This window comes from Planotetraspora thailandica (genome assembly GCF_016863335.1).
Classification (GTDB): domain Bacteria; phylum Actinomycetota; class Actinomycetes; order Streptosporangiales; family Streptosporangiaceae; genus Planotetraspora; species Planotetraspora thailandica.
In genome coordinates this window covers 145,224-169,225 of record NZ_BOOR01000008.1, presented here as the reverse complement: position 1 = coordinate 169,225, position 24,002 = coordinate 145,224, and the positions used below count along the sequence as shown (strand labels likewise).

Here is a 24,002-nt window from a genome sequence, read left to right as displayed (position 1 = left end):
TACGGCCAGGGCCAGGCACGTTCGCCGGCAGCACGGCCCGCACAACCGGCATGGCACAACCGGCATGCATGCCGCGGGCGGCACGGCCCGAGGGCGCAACCGGCATGCATGCCGCGGGCGGCACGGCCCGAGGGCGCAACACCTACTCCCGAAACTGCATGATCACGATGCGCGATATCCCAGGTCAGCGTTCGCCTGCCCGAACTTCTGCATGATCACGAACCGGAAACACGCAGGTCACGCCGCATATCCCCGAACTTCTGCATGATCACGGGACAAAGGGGGCGGGGCGTGATCAAGCCCATGGGAGGGGCTAGGGTTGGGGGGCAGGTAGAGAGGATCGGGGGGTTCTTTCTGGAGGCTTCGTGCGTATCGCCCCCCTCGTCGTCGGCGTTCTCTTCGCCACCCCGGCGGCTCTGATCACCGCCCTCCCGGCATCCGCGGCCACCCCGGCCGCCCTCCCCGCATCGGCGGCTCACGCCGCGGCGGCGGGGCCGTGCAAGCCACGCGACCGGGTGAACCTCCGCGGCAAGGACTTCACCCACGGCGCCACGCTTCCCGAGACCCTGCGGTGCGCCGATCTCACGAAGGCCAAGCTCGACGAGGCCGAACTGGGCCAGAAGGACCTCACAGGGGCCATCCTGCGGGACGCGTCCCTCAAGGAGGCCGATCTGACCCAGGCCCACCTGGAATACGCCGACCTGCGCGGGGCCGATCTCAGCCACGCCGACCTCGGCCAACTGCGGGCCAAGCAGGCCGACCTGCGCGGCGCGATCCTCATCGACGCCGAGGCCGGCCAGGCCGAGTTCCCCCACGCCGACCTGACCGAGGCCGTGATGACCCGGGTGGTCCTCACCCAGGCCGACCTCACCGACGCCGATCTGAAGAGCGCCGACCTGCGCGGGGCCGGTCTGGGGCAGATCGAGGGGCGTACGGCCGACTTCACCGGGGCCAAACTGGCGGACGCCAAGTTCAGCCAGGCGCACCTCGAATATGCGGTACTCCGGAACGCCGATCTCGAAGAGGCCGAGTTCACCCAGGCGAGTCTCCAGGGCGCCGACTTCACCGGGGCGAGCGTGGAGGCCGCCTCCTTCACGCAGGCCGACGACGTCAATCTCACCGGGGCCCGCGGCTCGGCCGACGACGTGCCCGACGACGCGATCACGCCGGCGGGCGACGGCAACCCGATCACCGACGTGTTCTCGGGCGCCGCCTCAGACGGCGGCACGTCCCTCGCCGTCAGCCTCGTGATCGTCAGCGCGGTCGGCCTCGGCGGCACGTTGCTGATCTGGGGTGTCACCCATCGCCGCAGGCAGCGCAACGCGGCGGGCTATGCCGCGGCGCGACGGGCGGCCGAGGAAGACGTGACCCGGCTCGGCGAGGAGATCGACGCCCTCGACTTCGATATGAAGATCAACCAGGTCACCGGGCCCAGCGCGGAATGGCGGGCCGCCCTCGACGCCTACGAGGCCGCCAAGCAGACCCTCCTCATCGCGCAGACGCCTCAGGGGCTGCCCGAGGTCGCCTCGGCCGTACAGCACGGGCGGCAGGCCCTGCGTGCCGTACGGTCGTGGCTGTCAGATGTCCGCGGTCTGGGGTGACATGAGCCGCCGGGCCGCCTCGGGGATCGACCCCGACAACGACGGGTAGACGGCGAAGGTGTGGGCGAGCTGGTCGACGGTGAGCCGGTGCTGCACCGCCACGGACAGGGCCAGGATCAGCTCGGAGGCCCGGGGGGCGACGACGACGCCGCCAAGGACGATGCCGGTGTTCGGCCGGCAGAAGAGCTTGACGAACCCGTCGTTGAAGCCCTGCATCTTGGCCCGGGCGTTCGTGGCGAGGGGAAGTTTGACGACGTTGGCCTCGATCTCGCCGTTCTCGATGGCCTTCTGCGAGACCCCGACCGCGGCGATTTCGGGGTCGGTGAAGATGTTCGACGCGACGGTCGCGAGCCTGATCGGTTGTACGGCCTCGCCCAGCGCGTGCCAGACGGCGATCCGGCCCTGCATGGCGGCGACGGAGGCGAGCATCTGCACGCCGGTGCAGTCGCCGGCCGCGTAGACGCCGGGCGCCGAGGTCCTGGAGACCTTGTCGACCTCGATGAACCCGTTGCGATCGAGCCGTACGCCGTTGTCCTCCAGGCCGATGCCGCGCGTGTTGGGCACCATGCCGACGGTCATCAGGCAGTGGGTCCCCTCGGCGGTCCTGCCGTCCTCCAGCGTGACGACCACGCCGTGCTCGGTGCGCTTGACCGACGAGGCCCGGGAGCGGCCCAGGACGTTCATGCCGCGGCGGCGGTAGACGTCTTCGAGCACCTCGGCGGCGTCGGCGTCCTCGTTCGGCATCATGCGGTCGCGGGAGGAGACCAGCGTCACCTCCGACCCCAGCGACTGGTAGGCCCCGGCGAACTCGGCCCCCGTGACGCCGGAGCCGACGACGATGAGCTGCTCGGGGATCTCCTTGAGGTCGTACAGCTGGCGCCAGCTCAGGATGCGCTCCCCATCGGGCTCGGCGCCCGGGAGCACGCGGGGGTGGGCGCCGGTGGCGACGATGACGACGTCGGCCCTGATCGTGCGGTCGCCCGCGCGGACCCTCTGGGGGTCGACCAGGCGGGCGGACTCCCTGATCACTTCCACGCCCTCGGCGGCCAGCCGAGCGGCGATGTCGGCCGACTGCGCCTGGGCGAGCTCCTTGACTCGCCTGTTCACCAGCGGCATGTCCGCGATGACCCCGCCGGCGTCCCCGTCGGGTCCGCCGGTGAAGTGCACGCCGAGGGACGGCGCGTCGAGCAGGGCCTGCTTGCGCACGGAGGTGGCGATCAAGGTCTTGGACGGCACGCAGTCGGTCAGGACGCACGCGCCACCGGGACCTTCTCGTTCGACCACGGTGACCTGTGCCCCCAGTTGAGCGCCGACGAGCGCAGCCTCGTAGCCCCCAGGGCCGCCACCAATGATCACGATTTTCGTCACGCGTCCCATTCTTCCGCATGTCGGGGCCCTCATTCCGCAGCGGGGCGCGTAAGCGTCCGACTACGTGGATTCGCCGACACCGGCGTGCGGCTCGGGTGTCTTCGTTCAAGTTTCGGGATCTTGGATTAATCTTGTGTGCCGTGCCTGTTTACGCGGCCTATGGCAGCAACATGGACCCCAAGCAGATGGCGGAGCGCGCTCCGCACTCGCCCATGCGCGGCACCGGATGGCTTCCGGGCTGGCGGCTGACGTTCGGCGGGGAGGATGTCAGCTGGGAGGGCGCGCTCGCCACGATCGTCGAGGACGCGGCCGATCAGGTCTTCGTGGTCCTCTACGACGTCCCCGAATGGGACGAGGAATCGCTGGATCAGTGGACAGGCACCGGGCTGGGGATCTACCGCAAGGTACGGCTGCGCGTCGCCACGCTGGAAGGCGACGTCCTGGCCTGGTTCTACGTGCTCGACTCGTATGAGGGCGGCCTGCCTTCCGCTCACTATCTCGGCATCCTGGCCGACGCGGCGGAGAAGGCCGGGGCCCCGGACGACTACGTGGCCTCGTTGCGCACCCGCCCGTGCAAGTCGATCGGCGACTGAGGGACGGGCGCCCATGTCCCGGTCAGGGCGCTTCGTACCTTCTGTACGCTCACTAAAGTGACCAATGACGCTTACGGCCTGGCGGCGGAGGCCGCGACCACGCTGAGGAATCTCACCGGCACCGCCTCATTCGACGTCGCCATCGTGCTGGGGTCGGGCTGGGTGCCCGCCGCGGACGCCATCGGTGAGACCATCACCGAGTTCCCCGTCACCAAGCTGCCCGGATTCTCCCCGCCGTCCGTCGCGGGGCACGCGGGCGTCATCCGCGCCGTGCGCACCGGAACGGGGCTCAACGCACTGATCTTCCTCGGTCGCACACACCTTTACGAGGGCCGCGGCGTCGAGCCGGTGGTCCACGGCGTCCGTACGGCTGTCGCGGCCGGGGTGGGCACGGTCGTGCTGACGAACGCAGCCGGGGGGCTCCGCCCGGAGACGCAGGCCGTCGGCGACCCGGTCCTGATCAGCGACCACATCAACCTGACGGGCGCCAACCCGATCACGGGCGCGACCTTCGTCGATCTCACCGACGTCTACACCCCGCGGCTGCGCGCTCTCGCCCGTGAGGTGGATCCGTCGCTGTCCGAGGGCGTCTACGTCGCCTTCCGCGGCCCGACGTACGAGACGCCCGCCGAGATTCGGATGCTGCGCACGCTCGGCGGCGACCTCATCGGCATGTCCACGGTCCTGGAGGCGATCGCCGCCCGGGAGGCCGGAGCGGACGTGCTCGGCGTCTCGCTGGTCACCAACCCCGGCGCCGGCCTGGTGGGCGAGCCGCTCAACCACGAGGAGGTCCTCGAGGTGGGCCGGGCCACGGCGGCCCGCATGGGCGGGCTGCTCGCCAAGGTCGTCGACAAGCTGTAACCCGCTCGCGCGCACTGGAGAACGACGTTGACCTCCACCGACTTCGTACGGCAGGCCCGCGAATGGCTGGCCCAGGACCCCGACCCGCGGACCAGGGCCGAGCTCGAGGACGTCCTCGCCCGCGGTGACGACGCCGAACTGGCGGCGCGGTTCGCGGCCAAGCTGGAGTTCGGCACGGCGGGCCTGCGCGGCGAGCTCGGCGCCGGCCCCAACCGGATGAACCGGATCACCGTGATGCGCGCCGCCGCCGGACTGGCCCGCGTCCTCGGGCCGGGCAGGCACGTGGTCATCGGTTTCGACGCGCGGCACAACTCCGACGTTTTCGCCGCCGACACCGCCGCCGTGCTGACGGGGGCGGGCCTGCGCGCCTCGGTCATGGGCGGCCGGTGGCCCACTCCGGTGCTCGCGTTCGCCGTCCGGCACCTCGGGGCCGACGCGGGGGTCATGGTGACCGCCTCGCACAACCCGCCGCGCGACAACGGCTACAAGGTCTATTGGGCGGACGGCGGGCAGATCGTGCCGCCCATCGACGGCGAGATATCGGCCGCCATCGACGCGGTCGGCCGGGTCGACGAGCTTCCCCTGGGCGACGACTGGGTGACGCTGAAATATCAGGACATCGTCGAGCCTTACCTCGACGCGGTCACCGCACTGCCGCTCGGGGACGCCCGCGAGCTGTCGATCGCCTACACCCCGCTTCACGGCGTCGGCGGAGAAGTGCTGACGAACGCCATGGTCAAGGCCGGTTTCCCGGCCCCGGTGACGGCGCCCGCGCAGGCAGAGCCCGACCCGGACTTCCCCACCGTCGCCTTCCCCAACCCGGAAGAGCCCGGGGCGATGGACCTCGCGCTCGACCTGGCCGTACAGACCGGGGCCGACATCGTGCTGGCCAACGACCCCGACGCCGACAGGTGCGCCGTGGGCGTGCCCCTCTCAGGGGACGGAGCCGGGGGCGGCGGCTACCGGATGCTGACGGGTGACGAGGTCGGCGGCCTGCTCGCCGAGTACGTGCTGGCGCACACGACGGGCGACCGGCTCGTGGCCACCTCGATCGTCTCCTCCACGCTGCTCGGCAGGATCGCGGAGGAGTACGGCGCGCGCCACGCGGAGACCCTCACCGGCTTCAAGTGGATCATGAAGGCGGGCCCCGGCCTGGTCTTCGGCTACGAGGAGGCCCTCGGCTACAGCGTCGGCTCCGACTCCGGCCTACCGGTGTACGACAAGGACGGCATCGGCGCGGCGCTCACAGTGGCCGCCATGGCCGCCCAGGCCAAGCGGGAGGGCAGGACGCTGGCCGACCTGCTCGACGACCAGGCCCGCCGCCACGGTCTGCACGCCACCGCGCAACTGTCCGTCCGTGTGGACGACCTGTCCCTCATCACGCGGGCGATGGCGCGGCTGCGGGCCGAGCCGCCCGTGACGCTGGCCGGCCGCGCGGTGGAGTCGGCCGACGACCTGTCCGCAGGTGTCGCGGGCCTGCCGCCCACCGACGGCCTGCGTTACCGCCTCGCGGGCCAGGCCCGCGTCGTCGTACGGCCAAGCGGCACCGAGCCCAAGCTCAAGTGCTATCTGGAGGTCGTCGTCCCGGTGGGCGCCGAGGACGAGGGCGGCGTGACCGCCGCGCGTGCCCGTGCCGTACAGGATCTGGACGCCATCAAGAAGGATCTCGCCGAGACGCTCGGCCTGTAAGACGCCGCGGACGGGCCGCGGGCGTCACGTCCGCGGCCGGGCGGCACCGGTTGGAAAATTCCGCGCTCAGGCGAGGATCACGGTCACCACGACGAGCACGACGGTGGCGGCCACGGCGGCCAGCGCCGACGGCGACCAGGTGACCGCCGTCTCCCCCGTCGAGTCGCCGGAACGCGTCTGGCTCATGTCGCTGAGCTGCTGCGCCACGAAGTCGGCGTGCGTGCGCCCGGCCACCGCCTCGGCTGCGGCGCGCTCGCCCGGGGTCATGGTCTGCTGCGTCTTCGCGGTGCGGCCGGCCCGCGCGGTGGCCCTGGCCCGTTCGCGGGCGGTGGCCTGCGGAGTCCAGCACCTGATGGTCGTGTGACCGGCCTCGATGATGATCGAGTGGGTGACGTGCACGTCTCCGACGGCGTTCCAGGGCACGTAGGCGTTCCTGAGCGGGTTGCGCACGCGCACGCCGCCCTGTTCCGCCACGATGGCGGGGCGTAACGCCAGGAGGAACACGACCAGGGTGATGACGCCGAGCACCGCGCCGGCGATGAGCGCCGACGGCATGCTGCCGTGCGCGATGAGGTCCCAGGTGTTCCAAGCCGCGAACACGATCCAGGCCCAGCCGAACACCCAGCCGACCTTGGACCGGAAGGTCTGATTCTTCACGCGGGCCGCGCCATCGCCGCGAACCCTGGCTTGATCACATCGTTGATCAATGCGAGCCGTTCGTCGAAGGGGATGAAGGCCGACTTCATCGCGTTCACCGTGAACCACTGCAGGTCGTCCCAGCCGTACCCGAAGGCGTCGACCAGTGAGGCGAACTCGCGCGAGACGCTGGTGTCGCTCATGAGCCGGTTGTCGGTGTTGACGGTGACGCGGAAGTGCAGCCGCCGCAACAGCCCGATCGGGTGCTCGGCGATGGACGCCGCGGCTCCGGTCTGCACGTTGGACGCGGGGCACATCTCGAGCGGGATGCGCTTGTCCCGCACGTAGGCGGCCAGCCTTCCGAGCTTGGCCTCGCCGTCTGCAGAGACCGCGATGTCGTCGATGATGCGCACGCCGTGGCCGAGCCGGTCGGCGCCGCACCACTGGATGGCCTGCCAGATCGAGGGGAGCCCGAACGCCTCGCCCGCGTGGATGGTGAAGTGGGCGTTCTCACGCTGGAGGTATTCGAAGGCGTCGAGGTGGCGGGTGGGCGGGTAGCCCGCCTCGGCGCCGGCGATGTCGAAACCGACGACGCCGACATCGCGGTAGCGGACGGCCAGTTCGGCGATCTCCATGGATCTCGCCTGGTGCCGCATGGCGGTGAGGAGCGTGCCGACCCTGATCCGCGGACGGCCGTCGGGGCCGGCCGAGCCGAGCCTGAAGCCCTCAAGCACCGCCTCGACGACCTGGTCGAGCGAGAGCCCGTTCGACGTGTGGAGCTCGGGGGCGTAGCGCACCTCGGCGTAGACGACCCCGTCGTCGGCGAGGTCTTCCGCGCACTCGGCCGCGACCCTGACCAGCGCCTCGCGCGTCTGCATGACCCCGACGGTGTGCGCGAAGGTCTCCAGGTAACGCTCGAGCGATCCCGCGTTGGAGGCTTCGCGGAACCAGGAGGCGAGGCCGTCCGCGTCCGTGGACGGCAGAGTATGACCGTAGTCGCGGGCCAGATCGATGATCGTCGCGGGGCGGACTCCGCCGTCCAGATGGTCGTGGAGCAGCACCTTGGGAACCGCGCGGATCTCCTCAGGCGTCGGCAGCCGGCTCATACGCGCTCCTCGCTCCCGTCACTCATCCCCCAACCCTACCGTCGCCGGTGGAGGCGATCTCCAGGGGTGGGGGCGAGCTCACTCCTCGCGGCCCGCGGTCTCCGGCGAGAACGCGGGAAGGCAGATGGCGACGTATTCGGCGCCGGAAGGCCCCGAGCTGTACTTGATCTTCTCCCCCGCTTCGCTGGCGAACGCCTGGCCCGCCTCAACGACCGTGGTGCCCCCCTCGTGCTCGACGAGCACCGAGCCCTTGAGGACCACGGTGTATTCGGCGAAGCCGGGCGTCTGCGCCGGCTCCTCCCAGCCGGGCGGGGCCACCATGTGCGCGATGGAGACCTGGGCGTCGCCGCTGTTCACGCGGCCGAAGTATTCATCGATGAGCTTGCCGCCGGGTACGGGGACACGCGCCGGGGCGTCAATCTTCCTGACCATGCCCTTCAGTGTCCCAGCAACCCGGGACCGCGAGGACGGCCGGGCTCACCGCGCGACGTCGATCACGAGCCGGTTCGGGCCCGACAACTCGAGCACGCGGAACCCGGCCTTGCGCTTGAGCACGAGCCCGATCTTCACCACACCCTCGAAGTCGCTCACTCTCGCGATCTTGATCACGTTCGGCAGCTTGGCGTCGACCAGGCGCGGGCCGCCCCAGGTGGGCCGCCCGTTCTCGTCGTGGGCCCAGCTCGGTTCGAGCCTGACCTCCAGGAACGCGCCGCCCTTGACCTTGATGACATGGCCCGAGCCGTCCTGCACGAGCCTGGGCACGTAACCGACCCGGTAACCGGGCTTGTACTTGTCGAGGTCGATGACGATCCGGTCGAATGCGGTGTGGCGGCCGAACCTGATGCCCGTCACCGTCGCGGGCATGGCGGGGGAACGTTCCACCCTTACCGTCGCCTTGGACGTCGGTGGCGGCAGGTCGGCCGCCCGGGCGGGGTTGATCGAGGTGGCGGGCGCCGCGGCCGTGCCGCCCACGGTGGGCCTGGCAGAGGCGGCGGCCGACGACTCCGTGGCGACGGGTCCGCAGGCGACGAGGCCCACGATCGGCAGGGAGACGAGCGCGAGACGGGTTTTCATGGCGACGGCTTTCTGTCGGGATGTCGTGTCTGGTTAGACGCCGTGATCAAGCGCTCGGTTCGGCGACCGCCCACGAAAAACCCCACGTGAGCAGCCAAGATCGGCTATATGCTTTTCCGGCTAGAAAGCGAGGAAAGTCGTGAATCAGCACGCCGGTCCGTGGACCTCCCCCGGCCCTGGGACGCTCACGGGAAGGCTCGCCGGCTTCCCCGCATTCGTCGCCGATCAGGCCCCGCCGCTCACCAGGACGGCGTTCCTGCTGACCGGCGACCCCATGCTCGCCCGCGCCCTCGTGGTCGCCTCGCTCACCCGGATCGCCAACCGGTGGGCCTCCGTACGCTGGGCGTCTCCGGCCGAGGCGGCGACCGCCGAGCTCTTCCGGCGTTTCGTCAAGCGCCCGCCGCGGCCCGCGTCCCGGAAAAGCACGCCCGCGCCGCAGAACACGACGCCGGCCGCTGCGGGCGGTACGGCGGAGCTGTCGGAGGCGCTGGCGGCGCTGACCCCGCTGCGGCGCGCCCTGGTGGTCGCATGCCTCCAGACCGGAGTCAGCCCATGGAAGGCCGCCGAGTTGTGCCGCCGCGACTCGCATACGGCTCGGTTGGAGTTCGAGGCCGCCGTCGCCGAGTTGCGACGTCTTGAGGGCCGCCTTGCCGGTACGGCGACGCCGTCCCCTGAGCCGGCCGGCACGCCCGCCCAGAGCCCGGCGGCGGGCTCTCCCGGCGACGCGGCCGGGAGCACGGGACCCGCGGAGGATCGAGAGCCGCAGGCCTCGGCAGCAGGCGCGTCAGCCCCGGGAGCCTCGCCCTCCGCCGACACGGGCGCGCCGCCCCCGTGGATCTCGCCGACCGCACAATCTGCCGCGGCGCCGTGGGCGTCGCCCTCCGCCGCATCCGGCACGCCGGTCACAGGGTCCGGCCCCGCACCGTGGGCGTCCCCCTCCGCGGAACCCGGCCCCGCTCCGTCGGGCTCCCCCTTCACCACGCCCGGCCCCGCGCAGGCGCAGCGGCCGCCTCAGACCGGTTCGCACCAGAACCCTCTCGCGGGTTCCGGCTTCCCCGGCGGCACCTGGGAGCACGAGCTCAGCCGCGCCCTGGCCACGCTGTCCGCCACGATGCCGCCGCTCTACCTGCCGGGCCTCACCGGCGAGATCGTGCGCGCCACGCGCCGGCACAGGACCCGCAGGCGCCTGGTCGTCGCGGGCGCCGTCGTGGCGGGCACCGCCGCCGTCATCACGCCGTTCGTCCTGCTCGTGTCGGCCATATCCGACGCGGCCGCGGGTGGGCCGTCCGCCGCCGAGCCGTACGGGCCCGGCGGCGTCTACGGTTACGAAGACGACAACAGCGACGGCGAGACGGTACCCGGCCATCTGCCCATTTACGTCGGTGACCCGTTCCAGTACGCCTACCAGCCTTACTGCAGACCCGACTCCGAGTCCGGCGAGAACGCCGACGCCTGCACGACCTGGCGCGTCGTGAGCAACGCGGCCGGCGAATGGCGAATCCCCGGCGCCGACAGCCGTTCCGGCCAGGCGTTGTTCGCCATCAGCTCGAACGGCGACAGACTGGCCTACTACGACACAACGGCTGACGCCCTGGTCATGAGAGACAAGGACGCCACGGCACCACGGGTGACCGACCTCGTTACCGACCCCGACCAGGTGGATTACGGCACCGATCTGTTGTTTTCACCCAAGGGACGGTGGCTGGCCGTCGACTTCGGACAGGACATGGGCGCGCCGCGTCCCCGGCTGTACGACTTCACCGCGGAGAGGCACTGGGACCTGCCGCCAAGTCTGGATGTCCTGGCCGTGGCCGAAGACGGCACCGTCACCGCCACCGTGACCGAGGACACGAGGAAGACGCCCGGCCGCATCCATACGACCACGCTGATCCGCATACGTCCGGACGGCCACGTGCTGAGCCGAGTGCGGGTGGAGCCGGAGTTGTTCGACGACGGCGCGACGCTGTCCGACGACGGCAAAACTCTCGCCGCCGTCGCCTGGCCGGCCCATCCCAACATCCGCGAGCACGGCATGGTGGTGACGCTCGACCCGCGCACCGGCAAGGTCCGCTCCGCCGTCGAGGCCACTCTTCCGGAGTACATGTCCATCGGCCGCGTCCTCGGCTGGGTCGACGAACATGAGGTCCTGGTCGACGCATCCGACGATGACGAGGAATACGGCTCCTACATCATTGACGTGACCACGGGATCTGCCCGGGAGGCCGTCGAATCCGGGTCCGGCGCCGCCGACGTCTGGGCGCCCGGAACGCTCGGCTAGCCGTACACGGGAAAGGGCGCCCCGGCGGCGGGACGCCCTTTCCGACGAGCAGGTCAGACCGTTTCGTACAGCCGGTCCTCTGCGGAGTCGGCCTCGGCGCGGGAGCGGGACCGGAAGCGGATCCCGGTCAGGGCGACGACGATCCCGATGGCGGCGATGACGGCCGAGACGGTGATGGCCGCCCGGAAGTTCGTCAGCGGGTCGGGCCCGGTGCCCGCGGTCAGCACGGCGGTCACGATGGCCAGGACGATGGCCCCGCCCACCTGCCCCGAGGTGTTGAGCAGCCCGGAGGCCAGGCCCTGCTCCTCGTCGGGGATCCCGGCGGTGGCCTGGATGTTGAGCGAGGGGAAGGTCAGCGCGAACGCGATGCCGAGCAGCACCATGCCGGGCAGCACCATCGTGGCGAGGCTGGGGTGCCGGTCGACCTGGAGGAAGACGGCGTAGCCGGCGGCCAGGGAGGTCGTGCCGACGGCGATCAGCGGCGCCGTGCCGAACCGGTCGGCCAGCTTTCCCATCCTGGTCGAGGTGACCGCCACGAGCAGTCCGGCGGGCAGGAAGGCCAGGGCGGTCTGCAGCGCGCTCCACCCCAGCAGGTTCTGGAAGTACTGCATGGCCACGAACTGGAATCCCACGTACGAGCCGAACAGGATGACCAGCCCGATGTTGGCCCGGATGAGCGGGGCCGAGCGCAGGATGCCGAGCCGTACGAGCGGGTGCCGCACGCGCCGCTCGACCAGGACGAACAGCACGATCAAAGCGGCCACCGCGACGGCCGACAGGGCGGTGCGCAGCACGCTCGCCTCGGGGGCCTCGACGACGGTGTAGACGAGGAGCAGCATGGCCGCCGTGATGGTGGCGGCGCCGAGGATGTCGTGTCCGCCCTCGTTGCTCGGCTCGTCACGGTTGAGCAGTCGCAGGCCCACGACCAGCGCGATCAGGGCGATCGGCACCGGCATGATGAACGTCCAGCGCCAGCCGATCTCGGTCAGCAGACCGGACAGCACCAGCCCCAGGGAGAAACCGCTCGCGCCGCAGGCGGAGAAGATCGCCAGCGCCCGGTTGCGCGCCGGCCCCTCGGCGAAGGTCGTGGTGATGATGGACAGGGCGGCGGGAGCGGTGAAGGCCGCGCTGATGCCCTTGACGAACCGGGCGGCGATGAGCAGGGTTCCGTCGTTCATGAGCCCGCCGAGCAGAGACGCGACGGCGAAGACCGCGAGCGCGGTGAGGAACACCCGTCGCCGGCCAAGCAGGTCGGCGGTCCGGCCCCCGAGAAGCAGCAGACCGCCGTATCCGAGCACGTAGCCGCTCACCACCCACTGCAGCGACGAGGTGGTCATGCCGAGATCCGCCTGGATCGACGGCAGCGCGACGCCCACCATCGACACGTCCAGAGCGTCGAGGAACAGCACCACGCACAGCAGCGCGAGAGCACCCCACAGGCGTGCCCCCCAGCGCTCGTCATGAGGTGAAGAAGTCATGGTGGAGAAGATACATGCGTCTGCATTCAATGCACAAACATTTAATGCATTTGCATATAATGCGATCACATGCTAGTCTCGCGCGAACGAAAGGCTGGAAGAGCATGGACGACACCGACTTCGCCGTAACGGCATGGCGAGAGCTGCTCGCCCGGCACGCAGAGGTCTCCTGCGCGCTGGAGCGCGAGCTCAGCGAGAAGCACGGGCTGGGTCTCAGCGAGTTCGAACTGCTCGACCGCATGATCGAGGTGGCCGAGGCGCGTGACACGGGCGGCGTCTGTCAGTTCCGGGTCCAGGAGCTGGCCGACCAGATCTATCTCAGCCAGAGCGCGCTGTCGCGGCTGATCGCCCGCCTGGAGCGGGAGGGCCTGGTCGCGCGGGCCATGTGCGCCGCGGACAGGCGAGGAGTCTTCGTGGAGCTCACCGAGGAGGGCCGCCGCCGCCACGCGGAGGCGCTGCCCACCCACCGAGCGCAACTGGGCACCTACCTGCTCCCCCACCTGGCGAACCTGACATGCGTGGAGAACGCGCCCGAACGCGAGGCGGGGAAGCAGGCCGTCGCCGCTACGCGGTGATGCGGTCGATCACCAGGGGAAGCAGGTCGGGCTCGCCGCCCTGCACGATGTCGTAGGCGCCCTCCAGCGTCTGGAGCGCCCGCTCGAACCTCGCGGCGTCGTCGGTATGGAGCGTCATGAGCGGCCGCCCCTCAGTGACGAGGTCGCCCGGCTTGGCGTGCAGCATGACGCCCGCGCCGAACGACACGGGGTCCTCCTTGCGTGCCCGTCCGGCGCCCAGCCGCCAGGCCGCGACGCCCACGCTCAGCGCGTCCAGCCTCGTCAGCACGCCCGTCGCCGGCGCGGCGACCTCGACGAACTCGGCGGCCTCGGGCAGCGCGGCGTCCGGGTCACCGCCCTGGGCGCTGATCATGCGCCGCCAGGCGTCCATGGCCGAGCCGTCCTTGAGCGCCTCCTCCGGGTCCTTCGCGTACGGCAGGCCGGCCGCCTCGAGCATCTCCCGCGCCAGCCGTACGGTGAGCTCCACCACGTCGGCGGGGCCGCCCCCGGCGAGGACCTCGACCGACTCCGCGACCTCCAGGGCGTTGCCCACGGCGAGGCCGAGCGGCCGGTCCATCGCGGTGAGCAGCGCGACGGTGCGCACACCCGCGTCGGTGCCGAGCTCGACCATGGTCCGGGCCAGCTCACGGGCGTCGTCCACGTTCTTCATGAACGCGCCGGAGCCCGCCTTCACGTCGAGCACGAGCGAGCCGGTGCCCTCGGCGATCTTCTTCGACATGATCGACGAGGCGATCAGCGGGATCGACTCCACGGTGCCCGTCACGTCGCGCAGCGCGTAGAGCTTCTTGTCCGCGGGCGCGAGACCGCTGCCCGCCGCGCAGACCACCGCTCCGGCGGCCCGGATGACCCCCAGCATCTCGTCGTTGGAGAGCGACGCCCGCCAGCCGGGGATCGACTCCAGCTTGTCCAGCGTGCCGCCGGTGTGGCCGAGCCCGCGCCCGGACAGTTGCGGCACGTACGCGCCGCAGGCCGCCACGAGCGGGGCGAGCGGCAGGGTGATCTTGTCGCCGACCCCGCCGGTCGAGTGCTTGTCCGCGGTGGGCCGGTCGAGGGCGGACCAGTCCATCCGCTCTCCCGACCGGATCATCGCCTGGGTCCAGTCCGCGATCTCCCGGCGGTCCATGCCGTTGAGCAGGATCGCCATCAGCAACGACGACATCTGCTCGTCGGCGACCGCACCACGCGTGTACGCGTCGATCACCCAGTCGATCTGGTCGGTGGACAACGCCCCCCGGCCCCGCTTGGTGACGATCACGTCGATCGCGTCGAAACCCATGCTTCTCCCTATCGCGACAGGTTGTCCGGGCCGAAGGCGAACGGCAGCACCTCGGCCAGCCGCCACGGCCCCTCCGGCGTCTCCACCAGCAGGTCGGGCCCTCCGTGTTCGAAGAGCAGCTGCCGGCAGCGTCCGCACGGCATCAGCAGCTCGCCGTGGCCGTCCACGCAGGTGAACGCCACGAGCCGGCCGCCGCCGCTCGCGTGCAGCGCGGACACGAGTCCGCATTCGGCGCACAGCCCGATGCCGTACGACGCGTTCTCGACGTTGCAGCCGGTGACGATCCGGCCGTCGTCCACGAGCGCGGCCGCCCCGACGGGAAACTTCGAATACGGCGCGTACGCGTGCGCCATGGCCTCGCGCGCCGCGACGCGCAGCGTCTCCCACTCGATGGTCATGTCGTCTGCCCCCTCCGGTACGGAACTCCGTCGGCGGCCGGTGGACGCAGCCGTTGCGAGGCGAGCGACAACACCAGCAGCGTGGTCAGGTAAGGCGTGAACGAGGTGAACTCCTCGGGCACCGTGTCCGTCACCGCGAACACCACGAAGACCACGATCGCGCCGACCCCCGTGATCAGCGCCGCCAGGTTACGCCGCTGCCGTACGAGCTGGTAGACCGCGACGGCGGCCAGCAACAGCGCGACGACGAGCAGCAGCGCGTGGACCGACGTCCCGCCCTGGCGGAGCTGCAGCGCGTCGGTGTAGCCGAACAGCGCCGAGCCCGCCGCCAGTCCCCCGGGACGCCAGTTTCCGAAGATCATGGCCGCGAGGCCGATATAGCCGCGGCCTCCGGTCTGCCCGTCGCGGTAGATGCCCGCGGCCACGATGGACAGGAAGGCGCCGCCCAGCCCGGCGAGCCCGCCGGAGATGAGCACCGCGATCCACTTGTACAGGTAGACGTTGACGCCGAGAGACTCGGCGGCGACCGGCCGCTCGCCGCAGGCCCGCACGCGCAGCCCGAAGGCGGTGCGCCACAGCAGGTACAACGACAGCGGCACGAGGAGGATCGCCAGGATCGTGAAGGGCGACACGTTCTGCGTGAGGCCGTCCAGCACACCGGCGATGTCGGACACGAGGAACCAGTGCTTCGCCGCGAGCGTCTCCAGCGGGTGGCCGATGCCGGGAACGCTCAGCGACCCCATGGAGGGAACCGGCGGGGACTGCTTCGCGCCGCCGCCCGGCATGCCGTCGAAGACGAGCTTGGACAGATACTGCGTGAAGCCCAGGCCGACGATGTTGATCGCCACACCGGAGATGATGTGGTCGACGCCGAAGGTGACGGTGGCGAGCGCATGGACGGCACCGCCCAGCACGCCGCCGATCGCGCCCGCGACGACGCCGGCCCACGGGTTGTGGAACTCGATGGCCCCCCACGCGCCGAACCACGTGCCGAGGATCATCATGCCTTCGAGGCCGATGTTGACGACGCCGGCCCGCTCCGCCCACAGGCCGCCGAGGCCGGCCAGCCCGATGGGCACGGCCGAGGCCAGCGCGGCGCTGACGGCTCCGCCAGAGGTGATGTCGTTGGCCCCGGTGACGACGCGCGCGACCGCCAGCAGCACGAGCAGGGCGGCGACGCCGAGCAGCACCATCGGCGTCGACACCCTCGGCCGCCGGCTGGGCGGGGCGTCGGCCCGCCGCCCCTCGGAAAGGTCCGTGGCGGTCATGCGATCTCCTCCGTCAGCTTCCCTGCCGTGCGGTGGCCGCCGGAGGTGGTCCTCCCGTTTCTCACGCTCATGCCGGGGCGCCTTCCACCTGCTGGGGACCCTTCGGCGCGGCCAGCTCGCGGCTGACCCGCCGTTGCTCCGCCACGATGCGATACCTGTGCACCAGCTCGTACGCGATGATCACGGAGAGCACGATCACTCCCTGCATGATGGCCACGATCTCCTTGGAGATGTCGAGCAGCTGGAGTGTGTCGGACGAGTTGTCCAGGAAGCTCCACAGCAGCGCGCCGATCGCCATGCCGACGGGGGTGTTGCGGCCCAGCAGCGCGATCGCGATGCCGGTGAAGCCGAGGCCCGTCGGGAAGTTGGTGCCGTACTTGTACGACGAGCCGAGCAGCTCGGGCATGCCGATGAACCCGGCCATCGCACCTGAGATGATCATCGTGGTGAGGATCATCTTCTTGGGGCTGATGCCGCTCGACAGCGCCGCGGACTCCGACTTGCCGGTGGCGCGCAGCTCGAATCCGAACCTGGTCCGGTTGAGCAGCACGTAGTAGGCGACGCCGAGGACGATCGCCAGCACGACGAAGCCGCTCACCTGGAGCTGGGTGCCGGGGATGAGCGCCATGCCGGGCACGTGCGCGTCGGCGGGGATCTCCTTGGTGGCGAGCTCGTTGCCCGTCAGGACGCCGAAGTAGTTCTTCACCAGCCACGACCCGATGCCCGTGGCGATCGAGTTCAGCATGATCGTCGAGATGACCTCGCTGACGCCGCGGGTCACCCGCAGCAGGCCCGCGATCGCCGCCCAGAGCGCGCCGACGATCACCGCGACGACGATCACCAGGACGATGTTGAGCACGCCTGGTACGAGCGCAGCGCCTCCGACCCCTGCGGCCACCACCGCCGCGAGCCGGTACTGCCCGTCGACGCCGATGTTGAAGAGGTTCATCCGGAAGCCGATGGCGACGGCCAGCGCCGAGATGTAGTACTCGGTGCCCGTGTTGATGATTGTGACCATCGTGCGGGGCTGCGCGCCGTACTGCGCGAGGGCGTTGAAGGCCTCCAGCGGCGCCTTGCCCGTGGCGAGCAGGATCACCGAGGTGATGACCGCGGCGAAGACGACGGCGAGCAGCGGCGCGGCCACCGCGAGCCAGCCGCCCAGCTTCACCCGCCCGAGCATCCGGTCGAGAAAGGAACTCATGCGCCCTCCCCGGCGCCCGTCATGGCCGAGCCGAGCTGCTCGGGGGTCACGGAGGTCGGGTCGATGTCCGCGACGATCTTTCCGCGGAGAATGACCTTCAACGAGTCGGACAGGCCGATCAGCTCGTCCAGGTCGGCCGAGATCAGCAGTACGGCCAGGCCCGCGGCGCGGGCCGTTCTCAGGTGGTCCCAGATCGCCGCCTGCGCGCCCACGTCGACGCCGCGCGTGGGGTGGCTGGCGATCAGCAGCACGGGATCGCCGCTCATCTCACGGCCCACGATCAGCTTCTGCTGGTTGCCGCCGGACAACGCGGCGGCGTCCACCTCGATCCCGGGGGTGCGCACGTCGTAGTTCTCGACGATCCTCTGGGTGTCGCGGCGGGCGCCCGCCCGGTCGATCCAGATCCCGCGGACGTTGGGCTTGCGGGTCTGGTGACCGAGGATGCGGTTCTCCCACAGCGGCGACTCGAGCAGCAGCCCGTGCCTGTGCCGGTCTTCGGGGATGTAGCCGATGCCCGCCTCGCGGCGCTTCAGCGTCGACCAGTGGGTGATGTCCCGGCCGTTCAAGGTGATCGAACCGGACGAGATCGGGCGCATTCCCATGATGGCCTCGACCAGCTCGGCCTGGCCGTTGCCCTCGACGCCGGCGATGCCCAGAACCTCGCCCTTGCGGATGTCGAAGCCGACGCCGTCGACGACCGAGCGGCCCGACGCGCCCATCCTCAGATCCCGTACGGCCAGAGCCACCACGTCGGTGACGGTCGACTCGCGGGTCTCCGGGCTGGGCAGTTCGCTGCCGACCATGAGTTCGGCCAGCCTGCGCGCGGTGACCTCCTTGGGGTCGACCGCGGCCACGGTGGTGCCGCGGCGAATCACGGTGATCGCGTCGGCCACCTGGAGGACCTCGTCGAGCTTGTGGGAGATGAACAGGATCGTCAGGCCCTCGCGGACCAGGCCGCGAAGGTTGTCGAACAGCTCGTCGACCTCATGGGGGACGAGCACGGCCGTCGGCTCGTCGAGGATGAGGATCCGCGCGCCGCGGTAGAGGACCTTGAGGATCTCCACGCGCTGCCGGTCGCCGACGCCGAGTTCCTCGACCAGCATGTCGGGTTCGATGCCGAGCCCGTAGGTGTCGGAGATTTCCTTGATCTTCTTGCGTGCCGCCCGGAAGTCGAGGGCGACGCCGCCTTTGCGCGGCTCGCTGCCCAGGACGATGTTCTCCAGGACGGTGAGGTTGTCGGCCAGCATGAAGTGCTGGTGAACCATGCCGATCCCGTGGGCGATGGCATCGCCGGGGGTGCCGAAGGTGACGGGCGACCCGTCGACCTTGATCACACCCTCGTCCGGGCGCTGCATGCCGTAGAGGATCTTCATGAGCGTGGACTTGCCCGCGCCGTTCTCACCGACGATGGCGTGGATCCGGCCCTTCGCGACCTTCAGATCGATGTCTTTGTTCGCGACGACTCCGGGGAATCTCTTGGTGATCCCGGCGAGCTCTACGGCAGGTTCATTGGCGGTCGCGGTGGTGATGGCGGCCTCCTTACTTCGCGGAGTGCCTGATGGCGGGCATCGGTTGTGACAGTAGACCAAGGGGCCCGTGGCGTTACCCACGGACCCCGAACGAAGATGCAGGTCAGGACGTCGGGACCGTGATCTCGCCGTTGATGATCTTCTGCTTGAACTCGTCGAGCTGCGTCTTGATGTCGTCGAGCTGCCCACCGGTGGTGGAGTAGTCGACGCCTCCGGCCTTCAGGTCGTAGACGTGCTTGCCGGCCGTGAACTTGCCGGCCACGTCACTCTGGAGGAAGTCGAAGACCGCGACGTCGACCTTCTTGACCATCGACGTGAGGATGACGTCCTTGACCGCCGAGTAGGCCGGGAGGGCCGCCTGGTCGGAGTCCACGCCGATGGCGAGGCCGTTCGACGCCTTGGCCGCGTCGAAGACGCCGCCGCCCGAGCCGCCGGCCGCCTGGTAGACCACGTCCGCACCGGCGTCGTACATGCCCTGCGCCGCGGTCTTGCCCTTGGCCGGGTCGCCGAAGCCGGACATGTCCGGGGGCTGGCTCAGGTACTTCGTCTGGATCTTGATGTCCGGCTTGACCGCCTTGGCGCCCGCCTCGAAGCCCGCCTGGAACTTGTGGATCAGCGGGACGTCGACGCCGCCGACGAAGCCGACGTCCCCCTTCTTCGACTTGAGCGCGGCGGCCGCGCCGACGAGGAACGAGCCCTGCTCCTCGGCGAAGACGAGGTTGTCGATGTTCGCACCCGTCGCCGCGTCGTCGTCGACGATCGCGAAATGAGTGTCCGGGAACTCCTTGGCCACCTTGGCCAGCGACCCGGAGTAGGCGAAACCGACCGCGACGATCGGGTTGTAGCCGCCCTGGGCGAGCAGGCGGAGCCGCTCCTCCTTCTGGGTGTCGGTCTCGCCCTGCGTCGCCTCAAGTTCCTTGGAGGTGACCTTGAGCTCGGACACGGCCTTGTCCAGGCCGGCTGCGGCGGCGTCGTTGAACGACCCGTCTCCACGACCGCCGACGTCGTAGGCGAGACCCACCTTGACCGCGGAGGCGGCAGGCGCCGAGGCGCCGGGGGTGGCCGATGTGTTGCTGTCAGAACCTCCACACGCGGCGACGGCCATGACCATGGCCCCCGCAGCGCCGGCGGCAGCCAGCTTGCTAACCCTATTGCGGAGCAAGGTGCAGCTCCCCTTCCGTGTCCGCGCCGTCGAACTTCCGTCGCACGCACGCTGAACGCACGGCAACCCTGCACGGAAGATAGTTGTTTGACCTGCATAGACAAAACCAGCACACAAGTCCGCAATAGGTCCGTTATGGAGACCAAGCCACCCTGTGACCGGCGGTCAGTGTGAAGCGACCCTGATCTTGCCGACGATGATCTGCTGCTTCAGCTCCTCCAGACGGGAGTCGATGTCCCGGAGATGGCCTCCCGTCGTGGAGTAGTCGACTCCTCCCAGCCGGAGGTCGTACACGGTCGGACCTGCCCTCATCGTGCCGTCGGCGATGCCGGCGAGGTAGTCGTACACGGCCACGTTGACCTTCTTCATCATCGACGTCAAGATGTTCGGCCGAACTTCTGGATCAGCTGTGAGCGCCTGGTCGGAGTCGACGCCGATGGCCCACGCCTCGTGATCCTTGGCGGCCTCGAACACCCCGGCCCCCGACCCGCCCGCCGCCTGGTAGACCACGTCTGCACCGGCGTCGTACATGCCCTGGGCGGCCGTCCGGGCCTTGGCGGGATCGTCGAACCCGGTGATGTCCGGCGGCTGAGTGAGATATTTCACCTCGATCGAGGCGCGCGGGTTCACGTACTTCACGCCCTGCGTGAAGCCCGCCTGAAACTTCTCGATCAGCGGCGACTGGACTCCGCCGACGAACCCGACGCGCCCCGTCCGCGACTTGAGCGCGGCGGACGCGCCGACGAGGAACGAGCCCTGTTCCTCCGCGAAAAGCAGGTTGGTGACGTTGCGCCCGCGCGCCGCGTCGTCGTCCACGATGGCGAAACTCGTGTGCGGGAAGTCGGGCGCGACCTTCTTCATCGCGTCCGAGTACGCGTAGCCCACCGCGATGATCGGGCTGTAGCCCGCGTCCGCGAGCACACGCAGGCGGTCGGCCTTCTGCTGGTCCCCCTCGCCCGGCGTCGCCTCGAGTTCCTTCACCTGGCGCAGGCCCAGGTTCCTTTTCGCGTCGTCGAGCCCCGCCGCCGCGGCGTCGTTGAACGACTGGTCGCCCCGCCCGCCGATGTCGTACGCGAGCCCCACCTTCATCGACGACACGTCGACGCTCGCATGGGCGGTGTGCGCAGCCGTCGTCCCGCAACCGGCGGCGGATGCCATGAGAACGCCCGCGACGAGCGCCGCGATCGACCGCAAAGAGTCCCTCCCTCTGCCCTGGTCAACCAATGTCGCTTACGCGAAGTAAGGGATAACTAGCGATCAATACAACATCTGTCCAAATCTGTGATTTTTGCCCCAATAAATGGTCTTTATGGGTTTTTTGTGGCGCATGGTGAGTCAAAGACGCTTGTCAGAATGCGAAAAGGCCATTCGGGGGTACGCGAATCCTGAGGAGAGGAAGTGCCGCAATGGCCGACGACAGTGCCGCCGGCAAGGGCGCGACTCCGAGGGCACCCGCGGGAAGCGAGCGGCGCCCCGAGCCGGAGCACACGACACCCGCCAAGCGGGAACACGGGCGTGTGCCCACCGCCGGCGGCGAGGACGCGCGCGGCGAGCGCCCGTTCGGCAGACTCGGCCGGCCTTTCGACCGCCGCTCGCCGTTCTTCGTCGGAATGAGCGGGGCCGCCGGGGTCGCGGTGACGTATGCGCTGATCCAGCTGATCATCAGTGCCAGGGACGTCCTGGTGCTGATCGGCCTGGCGATGTTCCTCGCGATCGGCCTCAACCCGGCGGTGGAGTGGCTGGTGCGGATGCGCCTGCCCCGCTGGGCGGCGCTGGTGGGCGTCATCCTGGGAACGCTGGGGCTGGTGGGCGGCTTCCTGGCGCTGGCGATCCCCACCATCGTCGAGCAGGCCGGCCAGTTCGCGAAGGATGCGCCCGGCTACCTCCGCAGCCTGCAGGATCGTCACTCCCTGCTGGGCGAGCTCAACCAGCGCTTCCAGATCCAGCGGCGCCTGACCGAGCTCGTGTCCGGCGGGGCCGGCGTCTCCCTGGCGGGCGGGCTGCTGGGCGCCGGGAAGATCGTTTTGAGCACTGCGGCGTCGTTCCTGATCGTCTGCGTCCTCATGATCTATTTCCTGGCCGACATGCCGCGCATCACCGGCACCATCTACCGGTGCGTCCCGAGCTCCCGCCGCCCCCGATTCGTCGCGATCACCGAGGAGATCCTCACGAAGGTCGGGGCGTACGTGCTGGGCAACCTGATCACATCCGTGATCGCCGGGGTGGCCACGTATCTGTGGCTGGAGGCCTTCGGCGTGCCGTACCCGGTGCTCCTCGGGATGTTCGTCGCCCTCGTCGACCTCGTGCCGGTGGTCGGATCGACGATCGCCGGGGTGGTCGTCTGCCTGGTGGCGCTCACGGTCTCGTTCCCGGTGGCGCTGGCCACGCTCGGCTTCTACATCGCCTACCGGTTCCTGGAGGACTACCTGATCGTCCCCAAGATCATGGGAAAGGCCGTCGACGTGCCCGGGGTCGTCACGGTCCTCGCCGTACTCATCGGCGGCGCCCTGCTCGGCATGATCGGCGCGCTGATCGCGATCCCCGTCGCGGCGGCACTGCGGCTGTTGCTCCGCGAGATCGCCTTCCCGCGCCTCGACCGATCATGAGCATGCCCTGACCGGCCGAGACGCTCATCGGAAGGCCGTCAGCGGTTCTCTCCGCCCCACAGCGCGGTCAGCGCCGTCGCGGCCATCACCTTCACGCCGTAACCGATCGCCCGCTCGTCGACGTCGAACTCGGGCCGGTGGATGTCCACCTCGTCGATCGCGCCGGGCGAGCGCGTGCCGAGCCGGGCGAGCGCGCCGGGAACCGACTCGACGTACCACGAGAAGTCCTCGCCGCCGAGGCTCTGCGGCGTCGGTACGGCGGCGCCCTCGCCGAGCACCTGGTCGATGGCGTCGTGCAGCATCTGGATGCTCGTCGCCTCGTTGACCGTCGGGGGCGTGCCGCGCTTGTAGTTGAGCTCGGCGTCGACGCCGTACGCGCCCGCGACCGAGTCGAGCAGCGCCTTGACCAGGTCGGGAGCCTGGTGCCAGGCGTTCTCGTCGAGCGACCTGATGGTCCCCTGGGCGGTCCCGATGTCCGGAATGGTGTTGAACGCCGACCCCGCGGTGATCTGGCCCCACACGAGGCTGAGGCTCGAGCGGGGGTCGACCCGGCGGGACAACGCGGCGGGAAGCTCAGTGATGATCTTGCTGAGCGCGTAGACCAGGTCGACGGTGAGGTGCGGGCGGGCGGTGTGACCGCCCGGCCCTGACACCTGGATCTGGATGTGGTCGCACGATCCGGTGATCGGGCCGGCGCGCAGTCCCAGCTGACCGACGTCGATCCTCGGGTCGCAGTGGAGCGCGAAGATCCGGTCGACCTCGTTGAGCCCGCCGTCGCGCATGACCTCGAGGGCGCCGCCGGCGACCTCCTCGGCCGGCTGGAAGATCAGCCGCACCCGCCCGGGAAGCGCCCCGGCGTCGGCCTGCGACGCCAGGAACAGCCCGGCGCCCAGCACCACGGTGGTGTGCACGTCGTGGCCGCACGCGTGGCAGGCGCCCGGGTTGGTCGACCGGTAGGGGACGTTCTTCTCGTCTTCCATGGGCAGGGCGTCGATGTCGGCGCGCAGCGCCACCGTCGGGCCGCTGCCCCGGCCGAGGTCGACCCACATGCCCGTGCCCCGCGACAGCAGGCGCGGCGTCAGGCCCGCGTCCGTCAGCCGTTCAGCGATCTTCTCGGTGGTGCGATGCTCGCTGAAAGCGATCTCCGGGTGAGCGTGGACGTCGCGCCGGAACTCGATCAGCTCATCGTTGTGCTCGCGAAGGAAGTCCGCCAGCTGCCCGGCCAGGTCGTTACCCCCGGGCGGACCCGTGTCAGGCGGAGCGAGCTTCGATGAGGTGGTCACAGATATTCCCTTCTCCTGCG

The 24,002-nt window shown here is 70.0% G+C and carries 21 protein-coding genes; 7 read left to right on the top strand and 14 right to left on the bottom strand.

The annotated features are described in order from the left end of the window. The first annotated feature begins 365 nt into the window (after positions 1-365). On the top strand, positions 366-1,601 hold the full coding sequence (locus tag Pth03_RS07860; protein ID WP_203943464.1) for a pentapeptide repeat-containing protein: 1,236 nt from the start codon (positions 366-368) through the stop codon (positions 1,599-1,601). On the opposite strand, the gene Pth03_RS07855 is transcribed toward Pth03_RS07860, so the two are convergent. Continuing rightward, entirely contained in the window at positions 1,578-2,969 is a 1,392-nt protein-coding gene (locus Pth03_RS07855; protein ID WP_203943463.1) for an NAD(P)H-quinone dehydrogenase, read from the bottom strand. The two genes, Pth03_RS07860 and Pth03_RS07855, sit on opposite strands and share 24 nt — an antisense overlap. Positions 2,970-3,109: 140 nt before the next feature. Between Pth03_RS07855 and Pth03_RS07850 the strand changes: the two genes are divergently transcribed. The 3 genes from Pth03_RS07850 to Pth03_RS07840 are packed head-to-tail and all read left to right on the top strand — an operon-like array spanning position 3,110 to position 6,112. Beyond that, a complete protein-coding gene (locus tag Pth03_RS07850; RefSeq protein WP_203943462.1) occupies positions 3,110-3,562 on the top strand; it encodes a gamma-glutamylcyclotransferase family protein in 453 nt (150 codons plus the stop codon). A gap of 57 nt (positions 3,563-3,619) precedes the next feature. After that, the gene (locus Pth03_RS07845) at positions 3,620-4,423 is read left to right on the top strand and encodes a purine-nucleoside phosphorylase (RefSeq protein WP_203943461.1); all 804 of its coding nucleotides are present in this window, start codon (positions 3,620-3,622) and stop codon (positions 4,421-4,423) included. Between the two features lie 27 nt (positions 4,424-4,450). Then, positions 4,451-6,112, top strand: coding sequence for a phospho-sugar mutase (locus Pth03_RS07840; protein WP_203943460.1), 1,662 nt, complete (start codon positions 4,451-4,453; stop codon positions 6,110-6,112). Positions 6,113-6,178: 66 nt separating this feature from the next. Here the strand turns inward: Pth03_RS07840 and Pth03_RS07835 are convergent, their stop codons facing one another. The 4 genes from Pth03_RS07835 to Pth03_RS07820 form a co-directional block, all read right to left on the bottom strand. Beyond that, on the bottom strand, positions 6,179-6,769 hold the full coding sequence (locus Pth03_RS07835) for a PH domain-containing protein (protein ID WP_203943459.1): 591 nt from the start codon (positions 6,767-6,769) through the stop codon (positions 6,179-6,181). Further along, positions 6,766-7,854 (bottom strand): adenosine deaminase, encoded by a 1,089-nt coding sequence (locus Pth03_RS07830; RefSeq protein ID WP_203943458.1) that lies wholly within the window; start codon positions 7,852-7,854, stop codon positions 6,766-6,768. Before Pth03_RS07830 ends, Pth03_RS07835 begins: the two co-directional genes overlap by 4 nt. 78 nt (positions 7,855-7,932) lie before the next feature. Then, the gene (locus Pth03_RS07825; RefSeq protein ID WP_203943457.1) at positions 7,933-8,286 is read right to left on the bottom strand and encodes a cupin domain-containing protein; all 354 of its coding nucleotides are present in this window, start codon (positions 8,284-8,286) and stop codon (positions 7,933-7,935) included. 45 nt (positions 8,287-8,331) lie between these two features. After that, on the bottom strand, positions 8,332-8,928 hold the full coding sequence (locus Pth03_RS07820) for an AMIN-like domain-containing (lipo)protein (protein WP_203943456.1): 597 nt from the start codon (positions 8,926-8,928) through the stop codon (positions 8,332-8,334). Between the two features lie 139 nt (positions 8,929-9,067). On the opposite strand from Pth03_RS07820, the gene Pth03_RS07815 reads away from it, so the two are divergent. Further along, entirely contained in the window at positions 9,068-11,206 is a 2,139-nt protein-coding gene (locus tag Pth03_RS07815) for a SigE family RNA polymerase sigma factor (RefSeq protein WP_203943455.1), read from the top strand. Positions 11,207-11,259: 53 nt separating this feature from the next. Here Pth03_RS07815 and Pth03_RS07810 read toward each other — a convergent pair whose 3' ends face one another. After that, positions 11,260-12,684 carry an MFS transporter gene (locus Pth03_RS07810; protein WP_203943454.1) on the bottom strand — a complete coding sequence of 475 codons (1,425 nt, stop codon included), beginning with the start codon at positions 12,682-12,684 and terminating at the stop codon, positions 11,260-11,262. 104 nt (positions 12,685-12,788) lie between these two features. Between Pth03_RS07810 and Pth03_RS07805 the strand changes: the two genes are divergently transcribed. After that, entirely contained in the window at positions 12,789-13,259 is a 471-nt protein-coding gene (locus Pth03_RS07805; RefSeq protein ID WP_203943453.1) for a MarR family winged helix-turn-helix transcriptional regulator, read from the top strand. On the opposite strand, the gene Pth03_RS07800 is transcribed toward Pth03_RS07805, so the two are convergent. The 7 genes from Pth03_RS07800 to Pth03_RS07770 all read right to left on the bottom strand — a co-directional run bounded on the left by Pth03_RS07800 (position 13,249) and on the right by Pth03_RS07770 (position 21,287). Then, on the bottom strand, positions 13,249-14,535 hold the full coding sequence (locus Pth03_RS07800; RefSeq protein ID WP_203943452.1) for a thymidine phosphorylase: 1,287 nt from the start codon (positions 14,533-14,535) through the stop codon (positions 13,249-13,251). The genes Pth03_RS07805 and Pth03_RS07800 overlap by 11 nt on opposite strands. 8 nt (positions 14,536-14,543) lie before the next feature. Beyond that, the gene (locus tag Pth03_RS07795) at positions 14,544-14,933 is read right to left on the bottom strand and encodes a cytidine deaminase (protein WP_203943451.1); all 390 of its coding nucleotides are present in this window, start codon (positions 14,931-14,933) and stop codon (positions 14,544-14,546) included. Further along, on the bottom strand, positions 14,930-16,201 hold the full coding sequence (locus Pth03_RS07790) for an ABC transporter permease (protein WP_203943450.1): 1,272 nt from the start codon (positions 16,199-16,201) through the stop codon (positions 14,930-14,932). The genes Pth03_RS07795 and Pth03_RS07790 overlap by 4 nt, the downstream gene beginning before the upstream one ends. A gap of 67 nt (positions 16,202-16,268) precedes the next feature. Further along, on the bottom strand, positions 16,269-17,402 hold the full coding sequence (locus Pth03_RS07785; protein ID WP_239118839.1) for an ABC transporter permease: 1,134 nt from the start codon (positions 17,400-17,402) through the stop codon (positions 16,269-16,271). Beyond that, the gene (locus Pth03_RS07780) at positions 17,399-18,931 is read right to left on the bottom strand and encodes an ABC transporter ATP-binding protein (RefSeq protein WP_203943648.1); all 1,533 of its coding nucleotides are present in this window, start codon (positions 18,929-18,931) and stop codon (positions 17,399-17,401) included. The genes Pth03_RS07785 and Pth03_RS07780 overlap by 4 nt, the downstream gene beginning before the upstream one ends. A 103-nt stretch (positions 18,932-19,034) precedes the next feature. Then, a complete protein-coding gene (locus Pth03_RS07775) occupies positions 19,035-20,093 on the bottom strand; it encodes a BMP family lipoprotein (RefSeq protein ID WP_203943449.1) in 1,059 nt (352 codons plus the stop codon). A gap of 165 nt (positions 20,094-20,258) precedes the next feature. After that, entirely contained in the window at positions 20,259-21,287 is a 1,029-nt protein-coding gene (locus Pth03_RS07770) for a BMP family lipoprotein (protein ID WP_239118838.1), read from the bottom strand. A gap of 212 nt (positions 21,288-21,499) precedes the next feature. On the opposite strand from Pth03_RS07770, the gene Pth03_RS07765 reads away from it, so the two are divergent. After that, positions 21,500-22,699, top strand: a complete 1,200-nt coding sequence (locus Pth03_RS07765; protein WP_203943448.1) for an AI-2E family transporter — start codon at positions 21,500-21,502, stop codon at positions 22,697-22,699. Positions 22,700-22,737: 38 nt separating this feature from the next. On the opposite strand, the gene Pth03_RS07760 is transcribed toward Pth03_RS07765, so the two are convergent. Beyond that, positions 22,738-23,982, bottom strand: coding sequence for an amidohydrolase (locus tag Pth03_RS07760; protein ID WP_373318509.1), 1,245 nt, complete (start codon positions 23,980-23,982; stop codon positions 22,738-22,740). Positions 23,983-24,002 lie beyond the last annotated feature (20 nt).